This window comes from Streptococcus sp. Marseille-Q8145, assembly GCF_965112035.1.
Genome location: NZ_CBCOPQ010000003.1, coordinates 21,621 through 37,397, shown reverse-complemented (window position 1 = coordinate 37,397; position 15,777 = coordinate 21,621). Strand labels below are relative to the sequence as shown.

Annotated in this window: 18 protein-coding genes; 2 read left to right on the top strand and 16 right to left on the bottom strand. The window is 44.1% G+C overall.

The genetic code is table 11. The annotated features are described in order from the left end of the window. Positions 1-10: 10 nt before the first annotated feature. The 12 genes from ACWPVL_RS06535 to tmk form a co-directional block, all read right to left on the bottom strand. Positions 11-760, bottom strand: coding sequence for an isoprenyl transferase (locus tag ACWPVL_RS06535; protein ID WP_061909794.1), 750 nt, complete (start codon positions 758-760; stop codon positions 11-13). A gap of 196 nt (positions 761-956) precedes the next feature. Beyond that, a complete protein-coding gene (gene yajC / locus ACWPVL_RS06530; RefSeq protein ID WP_005591861.1) occupies positions 957-1,292 on the bottom strand; it encodes a preprotein translocase subunit YajC in 336 nt (111 codons plus the stop codon). Between the two features lie 120 nt (positions 1,293-1,412). Further along, a complete protein-coding gene (tkt, locus tag ACWPVL_RS06525) occupies positions 1,413-3,389 on the bottom strand; it encodes a transketolase (protein ID WP_454387745.1) in 1,977 nt (658 codons plus the stop codon). Positions 3,390-3,587: 198 nt separating this feature from the next. Next, a complete protein-coding gene (locus ACWPVL_RS06520; protein ID WP_005592291.1) occupies positions 3,588-3,830 on the bottom strand; it encodes a hypothetical protein in 243 nt (80 codons plus the stop codon). A 164-nt stretch (positions 3,831-3,994) separates the two neighbouring features. Beyond that, positions 3,995-4,930, bottom strand: a complete 936-nt coding sequence (gene msrB / locus ACWPVL_RS06515; RefSeq protein WP_454387743.1) for a peptide-methionine (R)-S-oxide reductase MsrB — start codon at positions 4,928-4,930, stop codon at positions 3,995-3,997. A gap of 167 nt (positions 4,931-5,097) precedes the next feature. Beyond that, positions 5,098-5,451 carry an arsenate reductase family protein gene (locus ACWPVL_RS06510; protein WP_454387741.1) on the bottom strand — a complete coding sequence of 118 codons (354 nt, stop codon included), beginning with the start codon at positions 5,449-5,451 and terminating at the stop codon, positions 5,098-5,100. A 135-nt stretch (positions 5,452-5,586) separates the two neighbouring features. Next, a complete protein-coding gene (locus ACWPVL_RS06505) occupies positions 5,587-6,762 on the bottom strand; it encodes a 3-phosphoglycerate dehydrogenase family protein (RefSeq protein WP_454387739.1) in 1,176 nt (391 codons plus the stop codon). 12 nt (positions 6,763-6,774) lie between these two features. After that, the gene (serC, locus tag ACWPVL_RS06500) at positions 6,775-7,866 is read right to left on the bottom strand and encodes a 3-phosphoserine/phosphohydroxythreonine transaminase (protein WP_454387737.1); all 1,092 of its coding nucleotides are present in this window, start codon (positions 7,864-7,866) and stop codon (positions 6,775-6,777) included. Positions 7,867-8,006: 140 nt separating this feature from the next. Further along, on the bottom strand, positions 8,007-8,873 hold the full coding sequence (rsmI, locus tag ACWPVL_RS06495; protein WP_454387735.1) for a 16S rRNA (cytidine(1402)-2'-O)-methyltransferase: 867 nt from the start codon (positions 8,871-8,873) through the stop codon (positions 8,007-8,009). Positions 8,874-8,875: 2 nt separating this feature from the next. Continuing rightward, complete coding sequence (yabA, locus tag ACWPVL_RS06490) at positions 8,876-9,193, bottom strand: DNA replication initiation control protein YabA (protein ID WP_005591852.1); 318 nt, start codon at positions 9,191-9,193, stop codon at positions 8,876-8,878. 9 nt (positions 9,194-9,202) lie between these two features. Beyond that, positions 9,203-10,105 (bottom strand): DNA polymerase III subunit delta', encoded by a 903-nt coding sequence (locus ACWPVL_RS06485; protein WP_454387733.1) that lies wholly within the window; start codon positions 10,103-10,105, stop codon positions 9,203-9,205. Between the two features lie 2 nt (positions 10,106-10,107). Further along, positions 10,108-10,740, bottom strand: a complete 633-nt coding sequence (gene tmk, locus ACWPVL_RS06480) for a dTMP kinase (RefSeq protein WP_454387731.1) — start codon at positions 10,738-10,740, stop codon at positions 10,108-10,110. A 180-nt stretch (positions 10,741-10,920) separates the two neighbouring features. Here tmk and ACWPVL_RS06475 point away from each other — a divergent pair, with 180 nt between their 5' ends. Beyond that, positions 10,921-11,808 (top strand): YitT family protein, encoded by an 888-nt coding sequence (locus ACWPVL_RS06475; RefSeq protein ID WP_061423490.1) that lies wholly within the window; start codon positions 10,921-10,923, stop codon positions 11,806-11,808. 52 nt (positions 11,809-11,860) lie between these two features. Here the strand turns inward: ACWPVL_RS06475 and ACWPVL_RS06470 are convergent, their stop codons facing one another. The 4 genes from ACWPVL_RS06470 to glmU all read right to left on the bottom strand — a co-directional run bounded on the left by ACWPVL_RS06470 (position 11,861) and on the right by glmU (position 14,899). Beyond that, positions 11,861-12,553: a 5'-methylthioadenosine/adenosylhomocysteine nucleosidase gene (locus ACWPVL_RS06470; RefSeq protein ID WP_454387729.1), complete on the bottom strand. Its 693-nt coding sequence runs from the start codon at positions 12,551-12,553 to the stop codon at positions 11,861-11,863. Positions 12,554-12,635: 82 nt separating this feature from the next. Continuing rightward, positions 12,636-12,947: a cell wall synthase accessory phosphoprotein MacP gene (macP, locus tag ACWPVL_RS06465; protein WP_015605302.1), complete on the bottom strand. Its 312-nt coding sequence runs from the start codon at positions 12,945-12,947 to the stop codon at positions 12,636-12,638. Between the two features lie 12 nt (positions 12,948-12,959). Next, positions 12,960-13,511 (bottom strand): NUDIX hydrolase, encoded by a 552-nt coding sequence (locus ACWPVL_RS06460; RefSeq protein WP_454387727.1) that lies wholly within the window; start codon positions 13,509-13,511, stop codon positions 12,960-12,962. Between the two features lie 8 nt (positions 13,512-13,519). Further along, on the bottom strand, positions 13,520-14,899 hold the full coding sequence (gene glmU, locus ACWPVL_RS06455) for a bifunctional UDP-N-acetylglucosamine diphosphorylase/glucosamine-1-phosphate N-acetyltransferase GlmU (protein ID WP_454387725.1): 1,380 nt from the start codon (positions 14,897-14,899) through the stop codon (positions 13,520-13,522). A 523-nt stretch (positions 14,900-15,422) separates the two neighbouring features. On the opposite strand from glmU, the gene ACWPVL_RS06450 reads away from it, so the two are divergent. After that, positions 15,423-15,707 (top strand): bacteriocin immunity protein, encoded by a 285-nt coding sequence (locus ACWPVL_RS06450; RefSeq protein WP_454387723.1) that lies wholly within the window; start codon positions 15,423-15,425, stop codon positions 15,705-15,707. Positions 15,708-15,777: the final 70 nt, after the last annotated feature.

Here is a 15,777-nt window from a genome sequence, read left to right as displayed (position 1 = left end):
TCTCCCTCCTTTATACACCGCCAAAGCGTCGATTGCGACGATTATACTCTACAACCGCATCCTTCAAAGCCTTCTCATCGAAATCCGGCCAAAGAATATCTGTAAAATACAACTCGCTATATGCTGTCTGCCAAGGCAAGAAATTGCTAAGGCGCAGCTCGCCACTCGTACGAATAACCAAGTCAGGATCCCGTAAACTTGCAGGCAAACTGCTGGTATAAAGATAATCTCCAAGCATTTCCTCTGTAATATCCGCTGGCTGAACTTTCGCATCTAAAACATCTTGGGCAAGCTTCTGAACCGCTTGATTGATTTCAGCTCGTCCGCCATAGTTTAGGGCGAAATTCAAAATCAGCCCCGTATTCAAGCGAGTCAGATCTTCAGCTTTCTCCAAGGCCTCAAAAGTAGCTTTAGGAAGTCGCTTCGTGTCGCCAATCATTTGAATTTTCACATTGTTTCTGTGCAATTCTGGCACATAGCGATCATAAAACTCAACCGGCAAATTCATAATGAAGGACACTTCTTTTTCTGGTCGTGTCCAGTTTTCCGTTGAAAAGGCATAGACTGTCAAGACCTGCACACCCATCTCCTTGGCTGCAATCGTCACTTCTTGCAAAGCTTCCATACCAGCCTTATGACCAAAGACGCGTGGCTGCATACGTTTTTTAGCCCAACGACCATTGCCATCCATGATAATCCCTATATGCTTGGGAACAAGCAAGGCCTCATCGAGCTTTTCTTTTTTCTTAAAACTAAACATATTTTTTATCCTATTTAAAGTTTTATCATTTCATTATATCATAAATCCTTTAAATGTGGGCAGGAGAGCTGATGATGAATAGCTGGTAGTATATGCAGGCAGGTTTCGCTTGTATCGCACAACTATAATATTGTAAAAGATGAGTTTACAATATGTCCTTAAAATAAAAAAGACAGCCTCTAGACTGTCCTATATTCTATTCTTCAATGGCAGTATCTTCATCAGACACAGCGATATCGCCTTCCACTCCCGCAGCAGCTGGGATACCTTCTGTCAATGGCAAAACAGTCTTAATGGCTGCCAATTCAAATGTCAAGAAAACACCGTCTACGTCCAAGACAACAGTCTTACGCTCTGAATCAACTTCGTCAACAGTTCCGTAAAGACCACCAATAGTAATGACTTCATAGCCTTTTTGCAGTTTATTAAGGCTTTCCATCCGTTTTTCAGCTTGCTTTTTCTGTGTCCGTACTTGGAAATACATCATTCCCACTAGTACAACGAAAAAAATAATCATCATTGTTGGATTCATTTCTCTTCTCCTTTGGAATTCATCTACGTAATTACTATAGCAGATTTTGGCACGTTTGACAAGGCAGGAAAATGATTCCCAAAAAAATCGGGATGCAAGGCATCCCGATTTTATGTCTTTTTATTTAAGATTTTTGACAACTTCTGCTACGTGTTCAACTGTAAAGCCGTATTCTTCCAGAACCTTACCTGCTGGAGCAGAGGCACCGAACTGATCAATTCCGACAACTGCGCCGTCCAGACCGACATACTTGTACCAAGGCTGGCTAGCTGCCATTTCGATCGCTACACGGCGACGAACTGCATTTGGCAGAATTTCTTCTTTGTAGGCTGCATCTTGAGCATCAAAAAGCTCTGTTGATGGCACGCTGACCACGCGAATTTTAGCACCTTCTGCTGCAAGTGCTTTAGCAGCTGCAACAGCCAAATTAACCTCAGAACCAGAAGCCAGCAAGATAGTATCGAAATCTGATGCTGTTTCGTAAACCACATAAGCTCCTTTAGCTACTTTGTCAAAGTCTGTTCCTTCTTCAACTGTCAGATTTTGACGGGTCAAGACCAGAGCAGTCGGAGTGGATTGGCTCTTAAGGGCTAGGTACCAAGCTGCCTGAGTTTCACGCGCATCTGCTGGGCGAAGAACAGTCAAGTTTGGAATCGCACGCAGACCAGCTAAATGCTCAATTGGCTCGTGAGTCGGTCCATCTTCACCAACTGCAATAGAATCGTGTGTGAAGACATAGGTCACTGGCAAACCTTGCAGGGCAGACAAACGAACAGCTGCCTTGACATAGTCTGAGAAGACGAAGAATGTACCACCGTAAACACGAAGACCACCATGAAGCGCCATACCGTTAAGAATCGTACCCATAGCAAACTCGCGCACACCAAATTGGATATTGCGGTTGAGACGGTGGGCGTCGTCCTGCAGGCCATCTTCCTTGATATGGGTCATATTAGAATGAGCCAAGTCAGCAGAACCACCGAGGAAAGTCGGAAGCACCTTAGCTGCTGCATTGAGGGCATCTTGGCTAGAATTACGAGTCGCTTGAGAGAAGCCATTTTCAAGCACTGGGAAATCTTCTGGTTTGATTTCTACTGGATCCTGACCAGCAATGATAGCTGCTACTTCTGACGCCAATTCTGGATAGGCTTGCTTGTAGGCCTCTACCAGCTGTTTCCAAGCATCGTATGCCGCAGCACCACGCTCTGCTACATTTGTACGGTAGTCAGCATAGACTTCCTCAGGAATCTCAAATGGCGCATAGTCCCACCCCAAGGCTTGACGAGTAGCTTCCGCTTCTTCTGCTCCCAGAGGCGCACCGTGAACTGCATTGGTTCCTTGCTTGTTTGGTGAACCATACCCGATAACCGTCTTGACTTCAATCAAAGATGGCTTGCCGGAAGCTTTCGCTTCATTGATAGCTGCATCAATCGCAGCTAGGTCTGTTCCGTCTTCGACTAAAGCAGTATGCCAACCATAGGCTTCATAGCGGGCACGAACATTTTCTGTAAAGGAATCCTTGGTTTCCCCATCCAAGTTGATATCATTTGAATCGTAGAGAACAACCAACTTGTCCAGCTTTTGCAGGCCAGCGTAAGAAGCCGCCTCAGCTGAAACTCCCTCCATCAAATCGCCATCACCACAGATGACATAAGTGTAATGGTCAAAAATCGGGTAGCCTTCACGGTTGTACTTAGCAGCCAAGAAACGCTCTGCTTGAGCAAATCCAGTCGCTGTAGAAATCCCTTGTCCCAATGGTCCAGTCGTTGCATCAACTCCAGCTGTATGACCAAACTCTGGGTGACCTGGTGTCTTAGAGCCCCATTGGCGGAAGTTTTTGATTTCCTCCATGCTGACATCTTTAAAGCCAGACAGATGGAGCAAGGCATAAAGCAACATAGAGCCATGTCCTGCAGATAGAACGAAGCGATCGCGGTTAATCCAATTTGGCTCTTCTGGATTGATGCGCAGCTGTTTGGTAAATAGGTCGTAAGCCATCGGCGCAGCGCCCATCACGACGCCAGGGTGACCTGACTTAGACTTTTCAATTGCGTCAATTCCTAAAAAGCGAATGGCATTAACAGATAATTGTGACATTGAGTTCTCCTTATAAAAAATTTAGCGGGCTGCTACAACCAGCAGACATTCCTACGCTCATTTTTCTTATTTCCATTATATGAAATTTTTGCCTTTCCTGCAATAATGGAAAGGTCATTCTTTCCTTCAGTAAAAGAATCCCACAAGCAAGCACTCATAGAATTCCAGTTATATATATTTCCCAGTAAAATCAGCTACTTATTGAATAGTAATGCCGTATTTTTCATGATTTTCTTCGTACCAATTAATCAGAGCAATAGCTGTTTGATAAGTAATATTTTTAATCTTGCTGCTACCTTTGACCAGTGTCAAGATACTCATTTTGCTGATGTTGGCATCTGTCGCCACACGATAGCTGGTCAAAACTCCATCGATTAGTAATTGAATAACAGCTTCTACCTTTTTATAATCAGACATTGTAGTAATATCCAATTTCTCCATTTTGCATTCCTTCCATAACATTTATCTTTTCCTAACCATTATACACTTTTCTATGGTATTTACATATATAAATGCTTGGAGCGTTAAAAAAGAGGAAATTAGCTGATTTTTGCTATCTAGTTTAGCTAGATTTTGAAAAGGTTGACAAGCGACAAAAATGAGTATTAGTCCATATAGGGTAGCAGGTAGCCGTAGCCTTCCTCTTCCATTTGCTCTTTCGGGATAAATCGCAGAGCTGCTGAATTGATGCAGTAGCGCAAGCCACCTAATTCTTGAGGACCGTCGGTAAAGACGTGACCCAAATGGGCATTTCCTGAGCGACTCCGTACTTCGATTCGCTCCATGCCATGACTCAAATCTTGATAATATTTGATAACTTCGCGAGCGATAGGACGAGCAAAGCTAGGCCAGCCGCAACCCGATTCAAACTTGTCAGCCGCAAAAAAGAGTGGTTCGCCAGTTGTCACATCAACATAAATCCCTGCCTCAAAAGTGCTATTGTAAGCATTATGGAAGGGGCGCTCCGTTGCACTCTGCTGGGTCACCTGATACTGCTCCTCACTTAGCACTGCTTTGAGTTGCTGCTGACTAGGCTTAGGATAATGGTCCGCATCTACCAAGGGCTGCTCAGCATCCTTGACATTGATATGGCAATAACCCGTCGGATTTTTCTTGAGATAGTCCTGATGATAATCCTCGGCCAAGATATAATGGCGCAAGGGCTCTAGATCTACAGCCAAGTTTTGCCCTAATTGCTCCTCCTGCTCAGCAAAAACCTGCTCGATAGTGGCGCGATCTTCCTCACGGACATAGTAAACACCTGTCCGATACTGACGGCCAATATCATTCCCCTGTTTGTTGATGGATAAGGGGTCAATGACTCGGAAATAGTAGAGCAAAATTTCCCGCAGGCTGATTTTTTCTTCGTCATAAATCAAGTGCACCGTCTCCGCATGGTCGGTCTGGTGAATGAGCTGGTAGTTGGTGGACTCTACTTGTCCATTGGCATAGCCTACTGTCGTCTCCTCAACGCCTTCAATCCGAGAAAAATATTCCTCCAAGCCCCAGAAACAGCCGCCTGCTAGATAAATTTCTGCCATAAACATCCCTCCAATCGTTTCCTCTATTTTCTCATAAAAAGAGAAACTTTTATAGGATTTTGATTGGGACTTTCTTAGAAATCATATCAAATACTGCTCCTCTATGGATTAGCCAAATTCAATTGTTTCAGCAAAATATAAAAAGACAGGAAATTTCCCATCTTTGATTACAGGTTTAATTCCTTGTATTCGGTCCGATAGCCAACTTGCACAATCCGATCATCTTGGACTAGCAGTGGTCGCTTAATCAGCATGCCGTCGGTCGCCAAAAGTGCGGCTGCCTCCTCAGCAGAAAACTGAGGCACCTTATCCTTGAGCCCCAACTCTCGGTACTTGATACCACTGGTATTAAAGAAAGACTTAATCTCTAAATCTGAATGAGTCATCCATTTCAAAAGTTGCTCTTGGCTAGGCGTTTCCTTGATAATATCCACCGCTTCAAAGTCTACTCCTAATTGATTAAGCTCAGCTTTGGCCTTACGGCAGGTAGAGCATTTTGGGTATTCAATAAATTGTAACATTGTTTTTCCTCCGTCCCTATGATAGCCCAGCTAGCTCCTTCTTGTCAAGCCGAGACTCATTAGAAAAAGCCGACAAGCGAAATGCTCATCGGCAGGCACAGACGCATTCCATAAAGAAACACCTCTATTTTTCGATTATTTTTTAATCAGACGCACGCGCACAATATTGTCGCTATTTTCAAATTTATCAACCAAGTCCTGAATCTTGCTTTCATCCGACTCATCCAGATCCAGCAAAGTATAGGCATAATCACCCTTGGAACGATTGATGATATTGTCGATATTGATATTCAAATCACTGACCGCTGTTGAAATCCGAGCTACAATATTCGGTACATTTTTGTTAATCAGGGTAATCCGATAAGGGGCTGAGAGAGCCTGACGGACATTAGGGAAATTCACTGAGTTGATAATCTCGCCCGTTTCCATGAAGCGGCGGATGGTTTTCCCAGCCATAATGGCACAGTTGAGCTCAGCTTCCTCTGTTGAGCCGCCCAGATGCGGAAAGACTGTAATCTGCGGATGACGGAGCAGCTCTTCTACACCAAAGTCTGTGATATAGCGTTTGATAACACCTGTTTCCAAAGCTTCAAAGAGGGCGACATTGTCCACCAGCTCGCCACGAGCAAAGTTGATGAGGGTTGTTCCCTTTTGCATAAGACCAAAAGCAGCCAGATCAAAAGTAGCGCGTGTATCATCAGTCAGGGGCACATGGATAGTTATGTAGTCGCTCTTTTCAAAGATTTCCTTAATGTCTGCTACCCGCTTGACATGGCTAGAGATATTCCAAGCCGTTTCAATGGATACATAAGGATCATAGCCAAGGACATTCATCCCCAGACGATAGGCATCGTTAGCAATACGGCCACCGATAGCTCCCAGACCAATGACACCAAGAGTTTTATTGGCAATTTCGGTACCCGCAAACTGCTTTTTGCCAGCCTCCACTTGCTTGGGAACATCTTCTCCAGAAAGGCCATTAGCCCAGCTGTTAGCAGCGATATAGTCACGGGCAGACAGGAGAATGGAAGCCAAGACAGCTTCTTTCACCGCATTAGCATTAGCTCCTGGAGTGTTAAAGACCACAATTCCCTGCGCTGTTGCCTGGTCAACAGGAATATTATTGGTTCCTGCGCCTGCCCGCGCGATGGCTTTGAGCTTGCTTGGAAATTCCTGTCCATGCAGGTTTTGACTGCGCAGGATATAAGCATCTGGATTGTCCGACTTATCTCCGTCAATCTGAAAAGCATTGCCCAGCTCCTTAAGCCCGATTTGATTGATATTGTTAAAGGTTTTGACACTAAAAACCATAGTTTCCCTCTCTTAAGAATTTTCTTCTTCAAATTTCTGCATAAAGGCAATCAAGTCCTTGACACCTTGGAGCGGAAAGGCATTGTAGAGACTCGCTCTCATGCCGCCTACACTGCGGTGTCCCTTGATATTCTTGAATCCCGCTGCTGCAGCCTCTTTGGTAAACTTAGCATCCAGCTCTGGGCTAGGAGACACAAAGGGAATATTGGCCACAGAGCGCTGCTCCTTGTAACGGACTGGACTGCGGTAAAAGTCAGACTGCTCAATGAAGTCGTACAAAAGGCCAGATTTTTCACGATTGCACTTTTCCATTTCTGCTACGCCACCCAGCTCCTTGACCCAGTCAAAGACCAGCTTGGCCATATAGATGGCAAAAGTCGGTGGTGTATTGTAGAGAGAGTCATTGTCCGCCTGAATGCGGTAATCTAACATGCTAGATAGAACTGGTTCGTCATCCAGCAAGTCTTCTCGGATGATGACAACTGTCACGCCGGCAGGTCCGATATTCTTCTGAGCCCCAGCATAAATCAAACCGAAATCCTCTACTCGGTACTGAGCAGCTAGGATATTAGAAGACATGTCCGCCACAATCGGCACGCCATTGGTCGCTGGCAAGTTATAAATAGCAGTTCCTTCGATAGTATTATTGGTTGTCAGATGTACATAGGCCGCCTGCGGATCAATCTCTTTTTCATCAAAAGAAGGAATTTCCGTGTAATTTAAGTCCTCTGACGAAGCCAAGAGAATAGGCTCAAATGGAATGAACTTAGCCAGCTTGACTGCTTCTGTGTAGGCCTTCTTGCCCCAAGATCCAGCTACTAGGTAATAGGCCTTGCCGCCCTTGGCGAGATTGAGCGGAATCATAGAAAACTGGGTAGATGCCCCGCCCTGCAGGAAGAGTACGCGGTAATTATCCGGAATAGCCATGAGCTCACGCAGCAAGCTCTCAGCTTCTTTGATAATATCGTCAAATTCTTTGGATCGGTGGGATAGCTCCATCACGCTCATGCCGCTTTGGGCATAGTCTAAAAACTCAGCCTGAGCTTTTTTCAAGACTTCCTTGGGCAATACTGCCGGTCCAGCAGAAAAATTGTAAATGGTCATATCCTACCTCCAAAAATGTATTTTGTCTATCATATCACAATGTTCAGAAAACTTCTATAATTCTTTCAAAGATATTTTTCTTTTGGGGGAATTCCCGAACAAAAGGAGGATTTTGAACAAAAAAAACTAGCCCGATAGGACTAGTTTCTTTCTTCTTCATGATAGAGGGCATAGAGCTGACTCTTATTGCGCCCGTATTTTTTGGCCACTTCTTTAATAGCCTGATTTTTCTTACTACCGGATTGGACCAAGCTATCAATTTCAGCCAAGAGATCCGCATCCGCTTTGTCTTCCTTCTCCAGACTTGCACCAGCCACAATCAGGAGGCACTCGCCCTTGAGGGAATTTTCCGCCAGATAGTCTATCAACTCAGAAATCCTTCCTCGTTGGTATTCTTCATAAATTTTGGTTAATTCCCGAACCAAGACCACCGAGCGGTCGCCGTAAACTTCCAGCATATTTTCCAGCGTAGCCTTGACCCTATGAGGAGATTCGTAAAAGATCTGTGTCTCTGGATAAGACTTTTTACTCTCGAAAAATTCCTTCTGCTGTCCAGACTTACGAGGCAAGAAACCATAAAAAATATGAGGCTGAGGCGCTAAACCACTGGCAATTAGAGCAGAAATCCCGGCGCTGGGGCCCGGAACCGTCACCACAGCAATGTCCTCAGCAATAGCAGCCTTGACCAAATCATGCCCCGGATCCGAAATGCTAGGCAAGCCAGCATCGGATACCTGGGCTAGATTTTGACCTGACTTGAGCAAGTCCAGCAAGACCGGTATCTTTTCCTGAGCATTGTGCTCATGAAAGCTGATCTGCCGCGTCTCAATTCCAAAGTGTTTGAGTAGAAGACCTGTATTTCTGGTATCTTCGGCTGCAATGACATCCACTTCCTTGAGGGTATTGACCATGCGAATACTCATGTCGTCCATATTTCCAATGGGAGTCGCCACCAAATACAGCTTGCCGTAGGGCGACTGTCCCTTAAAACTCTTTTGAATCTGCATTTCTACTCCCTGAATAACAACTCATCGCAGAACATGCACTCTGCATCGTTTTCTCGGCGTTGACCATAGAAATCTGTACACACATGAAAACCATCGTAGTACAGTTTGCGGAGGTTGTCCCGATTTTTATTGATTTTAACCGGTGCTGCTTGCTCTACCTCACCTAGTCGCTCTCTCAGCTTGTCATTTTCTAGCTGGAGGACGATATTTTCCTCTACGACACTCTTAAGATTTTTCTTAATGGCCTCTACCTCAGCAAGGGTCACTAAAAGCGTCTGAGAAAAATCATCCAAGGCATCAAATAGTTCTTTTTTATTCATTGTCTGCTCCTATCTTGCTTGGGCACTGGCTTTTAAAATCATGTATTCCAGAGCATTTTGAAAAGACACATTGGCTCGCCACATCTTCTTTGCTTCTAAGAGATCTTCCAGTTTCTTGCGACCTATCTCGCTTCCAAGTTCCTTGGCCAGCAAGACTTCCAAGATTTTAAAGACCTGCTCCTGTTTATCCTTGTCCTCAGCCAGTTTAGCTAGCTTGGCCACTTGGAGATAAGCCTGATTCTCATTTGTCAGGGCAGCCTTGACAAATCGCTGACTCTCACTGACCAGCTCAAAGAAAGACTTGTTGGAAACCAACTGATCGGCCTCTTCTTGTGTCTGACTATAAGCAGCCAGCAACTCAGCCTGACTTTTGATCAAACCAGCCTCTTCCAGCTGGTGCTGGAGAGCTGCCTGATTCTTCCGAAAGTGGAAAATCTGCGCTCGGCTCTTGATGGTGGGCAGGATCAGATGCTCATCGGCCGTCAAAAGAAAGATGTAAATCTCACTCTGGGGCTCTTCGATGACCTTGAGGAGGGAATTAGCAGCATTGACATGCATCTTATCTGCATCACAGATGATAAAGACCTGTCTGTTGCCTTCCATACCGCTCTGGGAGAAATTTCTCACTAACTCACGAATGCGCTCCGTTTTAATAATGCCATTCACCGGCCGCAAAACCGTCACATCTGAGAAATCCTCACTCTCAATCAAGCGACAAGCTCGGCAAGTACCGCAGGGCCAAACTCCCTGACGATTCTCACAAAAGAGACTCTGGGACAAGGTCAAAGCCATGGTAAAACTAGAAAAATTCCCCGAAAATAAATAAGCATGATTGAGACGCCCTGCTTCTAAGATTTGCTGAAAAGTTTCTGTAAGCTGAGGCTGGGCCTGACGTAAATCTTCTACTGTCATTTTTATTTAATCAAACGTTCTTTGATAACTGCCAAACTGTCGGCCACGACTTGCTCCAGTGGCTGACTAGCATCTATCTTGACGACACGTTCTGGTTCCTTTTCTAAAATAGCCAGATAGCCTTGACGCACGCGCTCATGCAGGTCGAGACCTTCCAGATCCAAACGATTGACTTCGCGCTCTTGGTCTCTAGCAATGCGAGCCAGACCTTCCTTGACATCAATATCGAAATAAAGGGTCAAATCTGGCTTGAGTCCATCAGTCGCAAACTGGTTAAGCCATTCCACATCGTCAACTGCCAAGCCCCGTCCATAGCCTTGATAAGCCACCGAGCTATCAATAAACCGATCTTGCAAGACCCATGTCCCTTGCTCCAAAGCAGGCAGAACCTTCTCCGCCAGATGCTGACGTCGGCTAGCAATATAAAGCAACAACTCCGTCTTAGAATCCATTTGTGTATGGCTCTTATCTAGGATCACCTCGCGGATTTTTTCAGAAATAGCCACACCGCCAGGCTCTCTCGTCGTCAGCAACTCACAGCCCATCTCTTTCAGCTGAGGAAGCAAAGCCTCTAAAACACTGGTTTTCCCAGCACCTTCTGGCCCTTCTAGCGATATAAAAACACCTTTTTTCATCGTTTTCCTTTTACATTCATTCTGCCAATGGATACAGAAATTCCTATTTTAGTCTATGCTTTATTGTACCAAAAATTATCCCAAAAGCCCATAGAAGAATTTCTCGAAAACTATTTCATATTATTTTCAAAAATGAAAACTTTTGATAAAATAGAGTCAGAAAATTCTTAGGAGAGTCTGATGTTTAAATTTAAAAATATACTGGCCATCATTCTGGGGGCTGGAATTTTTTCTTTTGGGATTCATTATTTGGTAATTCCATTTCATTTGTATGAAGGTGGAGCAACGGGGATCACCTTGATTGTCTACTACCTCTTCAAGATTCCTGTGTCAACCACCAATTTGGTCATCAATATTCCACTCTTTATTCTCGCTTGGAAATTACTGGGAAATCGCACCCTTTACCTTAGTATTTTAGGGACTTTCTCTGTATCAGCTTGGCTTAAACTATTCGAATTGCTACCTGCTTCCAAACATTTACAAGATTATTTCTTCTCTTCCTTGGATGGCGATGTCTTACTGGCCTGCCTTGGAACGGGAATTATTCTTGGAGTTGGTCTAGGAATCATTTTCAATGCTGGGGGAACGACTGGTGGGACCGATATCGTAGCTCGTATCTTCAATAAATATACCAGCATCTCCATGGGCCGCCTCATGCTGACAGTGGACTTTATCGTGATTTCTCTGGTTCTCTTAGTCTTTAAAGATCTGCGCATGGTTTCTTATACACTCATGTTTGTCTTTATCACCTCTCGTGTTATTGACTTGATTGCTGAAGGTGGTTTCGCGGGCAAAGGCTTCCTGATTGTCACCAGCAAACCAATAGAACTAGCTGAAGCCATCAATGAAAAACTTGGAAGAGGCGTTACCTATCTGCAAGGACAGGGCTTCTATAGCAAGCAAGATTTGCAAATCGTTTATTGTGTTGTCTCTCGTAACGAAATGCAGCAAATGAAGAAACTCATCAATGATATCGATCCGTTTGCCTTTACAACCATTACAGAAGCCCATGAAATCTTAGGAGAAGGCTTTACCTTAGACTCTAATAAACAGCCTATCGTCAAATAAATTAATCCTACACAAAAAGACTTCAGAATGAATAATCATTCTGAAGTCTTTTTTATTCTAAGTTATTCAATAATTGAATGAGGGTTTCAGCTGAGCGCTTCCCTGCTTCTAGGATAAATTCATCAAAAGTGATATTGGCATCATGGCTGGCTGTATCGCTCATCGCACGAATAACCATAAAAGGCAAACCAAGAGAATGAGCGGCTTGGGCAATGGCTGCTCCCTCCATCTCGACTGCCAAAACATCAGGAAAATGCTCCTTAATTTGGTCAATCTTGTCCTGCCCAGCGATAAAACTATCTCCCGTCGCAATCAAGCCAACTCGGCTCGTCTGCTGGGCCTTTTCCAGCACTGCTTTCATCTCCTCAACCAAGTAGCGACTGGCTTCATAGTAGAGGGGTTGCCGTGCCATTTGACCGTAGTCATAGCCAAAAGCTGTCACATCCACATCATGGTAGACCAAACGATCTGCCACCACTACATCTCCGATTTCTAAGCCCGAAGCTACTGCTCCAGCGGAACCCGTATTGATGACCGCCGTCACCTCAAAGTCATTAGCTAACACGGCTACACTCATGGCCGACATGACTTTGCCGATTCCACTTTCCACCAAGACAACCTCATGATGGCCAATCCGACCAGTATAATAAACATTCCCTAGGCGCTGGTGTTTCTCAGCCATCTCCAGATGCTCTACCAGCAGCTTCAATTCCTCAGGCATAGCCGCGATAATTCCGATTTTCATGATTTATTCTTTCCTTTTTACATTAAAAAGAGGGAGAGGCAGCAGAGTTTCATTTTCTCGTTTCCGTCACTCCCCTTCTTTATCATAGCCAAATAATGGCCGCAATTAATCCAATCAAGAGAAGTACAATCCAGAACAGGATTTTGTTTAACTTAGCCTGAAAAATACTTCGTTTTTGATTTTCGATTCGACGACTTTTGATAACTGTCGGCTCAACTTCAATCTGCAGAGTATCCTGAGTGACAGCTTGCCGTGGAGCAGCATAGCCGAAAGTTCCTTTTCTAGCAATAGAAATGACCTTAGTTTCTTCATCGTCCATCAGCAAGGGACCATCAATATGTTCTCCACGGTTGGCCCGCTCAATGATTTCATCTGTTAATAAAGCTTTTCCCATTGATCTACGTTCCTATTTATTTAGATTTTTTTGTTGCCAGTACTGAAGGGCCATGATGGTCTTAGCATCGCAGATGTCACCGTTTTGCAGCAACTGATGTGCCTCCTCCAGACTGACTTCAAAAAGTTCTAATGTTTCATCCTCGTCTTGAGTACGAGGGTTTTCGACCTTTGTTAAATAGCTGGCGCTGTAGAGCTTGATTTTTTCATTGCAAAAACCGATGGCAGAGTAGAAATCATAGACCAACTCCAGCTGTCCTGTGTAGCCTGTCTCTTCTTCTAATTCTCGGAGGGCCGCTGCTTGGGGATCAGCATTCTCTCCTAGCTCCAGCTTGCCAGCTGGAATCTCGTATGAAGTCGCTTCAATCGCCTTGCGGTACTGCTTGACTAAAATCATCTTATTTTCCGGAGTGATAGCAATCACAGCCACTGCACCATTATGAAAAATCAAATCCCGTTGGGCTTGGCCTTTGCCCTCTGGCAGCTCTACCTGGTCCTGAACCACTTTAAAAATCGGTCCTTGATAAATCTCCGTCCGTTGGACGGTCTTTTCTTCAAATTCCATGACTAAACCTACTTATTTTGAGGATGATGAGGAAGACGCTTAGCATAATCTTCCTTGTTAATCTGACGGCCACGTCCCAGAGCGATAGCATCTGCTGGCACATCCTTCGTAATCGTAGAACCCGCACCGACCAGTGAATTGTCACCCAGCTCAACTGGGGCAATAATGGTCGAGTTGGAACCAACAAAGACATTATCGCCAATGATAGTCTTGTACTTCTTCTGACCATCATAATTGACCGTAATTGTTCCCGCACCAAAGTTGACATTAGCGCCAACCTCAGCATTCCCGATGTAGGTTAGATGTCCAGCCTTAGTATTTTCACCGATAGAAGAACCCTTAACTTCTACAAAGTTGCCGACATGGACATCCTTAGCCAGACTAGAACCTGGACGAATGTGAGCGTAAGGCCCGACCGTCACTCCATCTGCAACGATAGATTCTTCAATCATAGAGCTGGTGATAACAGCTCGCTGACCAATTTCTGAATCTACAATATAAGTCCCATTGGTCAGGATCGTCTCTGCCCCAATCTTGGTCTGACCTTTCAGGGTAACATTCGCTTCAACTTGAACCTCAGGCGCAATTTCCACATCCACATCGATATAGGTCGCATCTGGATTGACAAAGCTGACACCGTTAATCATGTGCTGCTGGTTAATCCGGCGGCGCATAATGCTTTCAGCTGTCGCCAAAGCCACGCGGTCGTTGACACCGAGACTTTCGTCAAAGTCTTTCAGCGTATAAGCACCGACTTTTTCGCCATTCTCGCGGAAAATACCAATCACATCTGTGATATAGTATTCGCCTTGAGCATTGTTGGTATTGATATTTTTGAGAGCCTCAAAGAGACGGGCATTGTCAAAGACATAAGTCCCCGTATTGATTTCCTTGATTTGTTGCTCAAAGTCAGAAGCATCCTTCTGCTCGACAATTTTGATGACTTCTCCATGCTGGTTGCGCACGATCCGGCCATAACCAAATGGATTGTCCGCTTCTGCCGTCAAAATCGTCGCTACATTCTTGTGGTTGATATGAAAATCAATCAAATTTTTCAAGCTTTCTCCCGTAATCAGGGGAGTATCGCCAGCAATAACTAATGTTTGACCAGTTAGATTTTCCAAAACAGGCTCAGCCATCATAACCGCGTGACCAGTTCCCAGCTGCTCGGTCTGACGGACAAACTCGGTCTGACCTGCCAAGACTTGCTCAACCAGCTCCGCCTTGTGCCCAATAACAGTGACAGTCTTCTCAGGTTCAATCGCACTAACACTGCGGAAAACGTGCTCTAGCATAGAAATTCCTGCTACCTTGTGCAATACTTTTGGTAAATCTGATTTCATGCGAGTACCCTTACCCGCAGCCAAAATAACGGCATAATTTGTCATAAATGAACTCTTTTCTCTAAGATATTACCTTTATTATACCACTAAAAGATAATTTTTTAAAATGCTAATTGCAGAAGCAGGAAATCGCACTTAGAGAAAAAGGTTTATGGACCAAATCACTCTGCTCAATTCGCAATCTACTCCATCCAGACCAATTCTTTAGAATCTTCTTGTGGAGCTTAAATACGTTTTTTCCTTCGTTTACACTAGCTTTGATAGCAGCGAATGACCAGCAAATTGTTCTCCTTAAACACTATAGGTCTATTGCTTCTATTATCAAAATTTTGTTGGCGATTACACATTTAAAATTGATAAGTAATGAAATATTTGCTATAATGACATAAAATCAAATCTTCACCCCTGCCTTATGAGGTGCAGAAAACTCTATAATCTACTAGGACAATGCTATTATTATGTGATCCACTGTGGAATGATACGATCCAAGGATTGTGAGCTCCACTGTCTAGTTTTCTTGTTTTTATCTGGCTAATTATATATTTAAAATTGTAAGGAGATCTTGGTTATGATGTTTGCTAAAAATCGCAAGAAGAGAGACGAATACTACCAACAGATTGACAGGATCTATAATAACGATAGTATCATCATTAGCTCAAAGTTACGGGAAGAGCTCCTAAGTAGTGCCAAAGGGCTACAGAAAGGGGATCAAATCAGTTATTTGGCATTTAAGTTGTATCCTTTTGTATGTGACGAGGTGCTCAAGAATAAGTCCGATGAATTGATCGCATTCAAAAAATACCTTGAAAAAACAAGATGGAAATATTATTGGGGAAGTGTGCTCATTCGTTAGGGCATAAGTTGCAACTGGCACTTTTGAAAGCATTCAAGATGAATACGCAAATCATCTTCCAATATGATAA

Coding starts and splice junctions, on each gene's coding strand:
- serC (WP_454387737.1), bottom strand. CDS start 7,866: ATGACCATTTACAATTTTTCTGCTGGACCGGCAGTATTGCCCAAGGAA.
- ACWPVL_RS06460 (WP_454387727.1), bottom strand. CDS start 13,511: ATGGAATTTGAAGAAAAGACCGTCCAACGGACGGAGATTTATCAAGGA.
- tmk (WP_454387731.1), bottom strand. CDS start 10,740: ATGAAAAAAGGTGTTTTTATATCGCTAGAAGGGCCAGAAGGTGCTGGG.
- ACWPVL_RS06520 (WP_005592291.1), bottom strand. CDS start 3,830: ATGGAGAAATTGGATATTACTACAATGTCTGATTATAAAAAGGTAGAA.
- ACWPVL_RS06510 (WP_454387741.1), bottom strand. CDS start 5,451: ATGTTACAATTTATTGAATACCCAAAATGCTCTACCTGCCGTAAGGCC.
- ACWPVL_RS06485 (WP_454387733.1), bottom strand. CDS start 10,105: ATGACAGTAGAAGATTTACGTCAGGCCCAGCCTCAGCTTACAGAAACT.
- macP (WP_015605302.1), bottom strand. CDS start 12,947: ATGGGAAAAGCTTTATTAACAGATGAAATCATTGAGCGGGCCAACCGT.
- yabA (WP_005591852.1), bottom strand. CDS start 9,193: ATGAATAAAAAAGAACTATTTGATGCCTTGGATGATTTTTCTCAGACG.
- ACWPVL_RS06470 (WP_454387729.1), bottom strand. CDS start 12,553: ATGAAAATCGGAATTATCGCGGCTATGCCTGAGGAATTGAAGCTGCTG.
- ACWPVL_RS06475 (WP_061423490.1), top strand. CDS start 10,921: ATGTTTAAATTTAAAAATATACTGGCCATCATTCTGGGGGCTGGAATT.
- ACWPVL_RS06505 (WP_454387739.1), bottom strand. CDS start 6,762: ATGGTTTTTAGTGTCAAAACCTTTAACAATATCAATCAAATCGGGCTT.
- yajC (WP_005591861.1), bottom strand. CDS start 1,292: ATGAATCCAACAATGATGATTATTTTTTTCGTTGTACTAGTGGGAATG.
- ACWPVL_RS06450 (WP_454387723.1), top strand. CDS start 15,423: ATGATGTTTGCTAAAAATCGCAAGAAGAGAGACGAATACTACCAACAG.
- msrB (WP_454387743.1), bottom strand. CDS start 4,930: ATGGCAGAAATTTATCTAGCAGGCGGCTGTTTCTGGGGCTTGGAGGAA.
- rsmI (WP_454387735.1), bottom strand. CDS start 8,873: ATGCAGATTCAAAAGAGTTTTAAGGGACAGTCGCCCTACGGCAAGCTG.
- glmU (WP_454387725.1), bottom strand. CDS start 14,899: ATGACAAATTATGCCGTTATTTTGGCTGCGGGTAAGGGTACTCGCATG.
- tkt (WP_454387745.1), bottom strand. CDS start 3,389: ATGTCACAATTATCTGTTAATGCCATTCGCTTTTTAGGAATTGACGCA.
- ACWPVL_RS06535 (WP_061909794.1), bottom strand. CDS start 760: ATGTTTAGTTTTAAGAAAAAAGAAAAGCTCGATGAGGCCTTGCTTGTT.